The sequence below is a fragment of the Clostridium sp. 1001270J_160509_D11 genome (assembly GCF_015667935.1).
In the GTDB taxonomy this organism is placed as follows: Bacteria; Bacillota; Clostridia; order Peptostreptococcales; family Peptostreptococcaceae; genus Intestinibacter.
Genome location: NZ_JADPET010000203.1, coordinates 1 through 3,424 on the forward strand (window position 1 = coordinate 1; position 3,424 = coordinate 3,424).

At 26.3% G+C, this 3,424-nt stretch carries 5 protein-coding genes; all 5 read right to left on the reverse strand.

Going from position 1 to position 3,424, the window contains the following annotated elements; genetic code table 11:
• Nucleotides 1-80: 80 nt before the first annotated feature.
• On the reverse strand, nucleotides 81-533 hold the full coding sequence (locus tag I4U58_RS13085) for a GyrI-like domain-containing protein (RefSeq protein ID WP_195931782.1): 453 nt from the start codon (nucleotides 531-533) through the stop codon (nucleotides 81-83).
• 103 nt (nucleotides 534-636) lie between these two features.
• Entirely contained in the window at nucleotides 637-1,545 is a 909-nt protein-coding gene (locus I4U58_RS13090) for a YafY family protein (RefSeq protein WP_195931783.1), read from the reverse strand.
• Nucleotides 1,546-1,588: 43 nt separating this feature from the next.
• Nucleotides 1,589-2,383 carry a hypothetical protein gene (locus tag I4U58_RS13095; protein ID WP_195931784.1) on the reverse strand — a complete coding sequence of 265 codons (795 nt, stop codon included), beginning with the start codon at nucleotides 2,381-2,383 and terminating at the stop codon, nucleotides 1,589-1,591.
• An 81-nt stretch (nucleotides 2,384-2,464) separates the two neighbouring features.
• Nucleotides 2,465-2,677, reverse strand: coding sequence for a hypothetical protein (locus I4U58_RS14350; protein ID WP_330593199.1), 213 nt, complete (start codon nucleotides 2,675-2,677; stop codon nucleotides 2,465-2,467).
• Between the two features lie 3 nt (nucleotides 2,678-2,680).
• On the reverse strand, nucleotides 2,681-3,163 hold the full coding sequence (locus I4U58_RS13100; protein ID WP_330593200.1) for a DegV family protein: 483 nt from the start codon (nucleotides 3,161-3,163) through the stop codon (nucleotides 2,681-2,683).
• Nucleotides 3,164-3,424 lie beyond the last annotated feature (261 nt).

Below are 3,424 nucleotides of genomic sequence, written 5' to 3' on the forward strand. Positions count from 1 at the left end.
ATCATATATTATTTATCGCAATAATATAACATATTAATTTTATATTTACAACTACTAATTTTTATTTTTATAAATTTTAATTATTTTAATGCAACATAAATATCTATTTCTGCATTTTCTACATCAGCATTTTTATATTCTTCAAAATCGCCAGTAAAACTTCTGTCTAAGTCCATTTGCCAAATTTGTTGCCATGCATCTACAACAGCTGTAACCATATTTCCACATATAGAAAATTTGGCATATTTTCCAGCAGGAATTATTTTAACATCTAAATTTTTATTATTCTCATCTAAACTTGAAACTTCGTTTCCGACAGTAATGCAATACCCATTTTTATCTTCTGTATAATCAGAATATAGTCCTATTGCAAATTCATTAACTGTATTTTTAATTTTATCATGAATTCCCCCTTGATAAAATTTTCCCCATAAACCACCAATAACATTACTCATATCTGGAGAACTATTTGATGTGTTTGCACTTGCACCTACAAGTATCTTTTCATCTAAATTTACTATTTCATATTCCATAAAAATACCTCCTAACATAATTTAATATTTGACTATGTTTTGAGATAATTATACTAAGTTTAATATGACAACTATATGTCATATTTTATAAGTTTTTTATATATTACTTATATATCTTTAGTGTTTGTTCTAAGTAATTTTTAAATTCGTTTCTCAATTGTATTGGCTCTAATATTTCACAGTATGGACCAAAAGTAGAGATATAATAAATTATCCATTCACTCTTTGGCATATCTATTTCTGCTATAAAACTTCCATCTTCTATTATTATAAATTTATCAAATTCCTCATAAATTCTATATGCCATTTCTTTTTGTATATGCAATTTCATGTGAATATATTTTGTATTATTGTATGTATTTTTAGTTAGTAATATTTTTGATGGTGCAGTATGTATAGTATCTTCATTTATTATAATTAAATTATTAATTCTCGTTAATTTAAAAAATCTATAATCACAACGTTTATCACAATATCCATACAAATACCATGCTCCCCCTTTTGAGCAAAGTTTTAAAGGCTCAACTTTTCTATGCGTTTGTTCTCCTTTAGAGTTTGAATACTCAAATTTTATTTTTTTCTTACTAAGTATTGCTGACTTTAAAATTTGAAAAATCTCAGATTGGTTTTTATAATCATTCCATGATGAAAAATCTATCTCTATCCAATCTGTATATGAATTTCCAAATAAACTACTTATCTTTTGAATCAGTTCGTGTTTTTCTTTTGAATTGTTTGTGTCCACTGCTTCAACTGCTCTTAAAGAGGCAAGTATATTTTTTCTTTCATCTTCTGTCAAAATAGTCTTATCTAGTATATAGTTCGGTAAAAGTGCAATTCCTCCACCCCTTCCTTTCATCATATAAACAGGTATTCCAACAGACGATAAAACGTCTATATCTCTATAAATTGTCCTCGTCGATACTTCAAATCGTTCAGCTAATTCTTCTGCTGTTATACGTTCTTTCTGAAGTAAAATATATATTATCTCAAATAATCTATTAATTTTCATCTAGTATTTCCTCTATTTTAATTTAAAATATATTTTGATATAATTAAATTTCATTTAGTTCTTGGTTGTTACATTTTATTCTTAAAAGAAACAATAACGAATATATTCGGTTATATAAATACTCTATAAAATCCTTATCATTTAAAACTTCTCTTTTTTGTTTAGCTTTATTTAAATATTCATTATGTCTAATATCAAAATACTCATTTATTATTTTATTGATTTCATATAACTCATTATGTATAACTGTATAAACTTTGCTATCTCTATTTTCTCCAACTAATAGTGCAATTTCTTGATTTTTCATCTTAATTCCATCGCCATCATTTATCGAGACTATATATTGTAGTGAATCTGTTATATAATCTAATGCTGTTTTTTTATCTAATAACTCATCACTTATTATTAATTCCTCTGAGTATTTAATTTTTCTTTCAAGCTGCTCATAATTATAAATATATTTTATTTCATTTGAACTTTTATGCCCTACTGAAATAAGTACTCCATTTCTAAGCTTCAATGGAATATTAAATTTCACCAATCTTTTATTTACATCTACTGTGAAAGCATACCTATCCTTTATAAATTCTGAATATGTTAACTCCGTTAGCATCTTTAATGATTTAACTGTGATTGTTTCATCCTTTTCTAAAATTCCATCGTATTCTACACCAAAGTTTAATTTATAATAATGATTAAAATCTATATCTAAATAAGGTTTTGCATCATCATGTTCATCATAACTAATAAATTGCTCTTTTATTAAATTATTTTGTGGTAATTCGTATAAATACCATTGTTTAAAACTCACCCAAAATCTATCTAAATTATTTTCCATATATACCCCCAATATATTTTGAAATTTAATCTGATAATGTAATTCTAGCACTCCTGTTTTATCATAACAATTAATAAAATTTTACGGTCTACATGAAAATCCAATACCCAATGCCCCTGGTCCTGTATGACAAGTAACTCCAAATGATAAATAATTACACATTACTTCATGCCCCGGAAATGCTTCTTTAATATCTTGCACCCATCTTTGCGTTGTTTCATCAGCAGCACCTGATGATATTCTTCCGCCACGTCTTAAATATTTTAAATCATCTACAGCTATAAAAATCGCCATTTTTTATTTAGCTTGTTCTAATTTTAATTTAATCTCGCTAGCTGAAAGTCCTTCTTCTATCATTTCTAATGCATCCAATATTGATTGATGTAGTGGTGTTGATATTCTCCCATGATCCACAACATAAACTTTCTCTTTATATTTTTCCTCTTGTGCGAGCATTGCCGCAGTAGAATATGAACCACTTAATCCACTACTAAGAGGCATATATAAAATATTATCGTATTCTTCTAAAACACCATCCCATAAATTCATAACGTCTTCTGGTGATGGTTGTGATGTGCTAATATCTTCTTGGTTAATCAATTTTTCCATAAGTTCATTTCGAGTTATATTTTTCCCCTCATAATAACACTCTCCACCAATATAAAATGGCATAGGTAATATTTTTATACCTAATCTGTCTGCCTCATCTTGAGTAATACTGCTATGACTATCTGTTACAATTCCTATTCGACTAATTATTTTTCCTAACCCTCCTATTATATAAAACTATACCTATAAAATTTTATATGAATATGTCTATTTTAACATAGTGTTTCCTATTTTCTCATTTTTTACAAAACTAACTTAATTTATTTTCATATATTTAAAACTATGCATTGTCTAATATTTACAGAAAAATGATGTATTATACTATATTTTATAGTTTATTAAAATATTTTTTTATGATGAATTATCATATTAAGTGCAACACTTAAAAATGGATAAAAAAATAGCTCATAAGTTTATGTTCATGTTACAGTA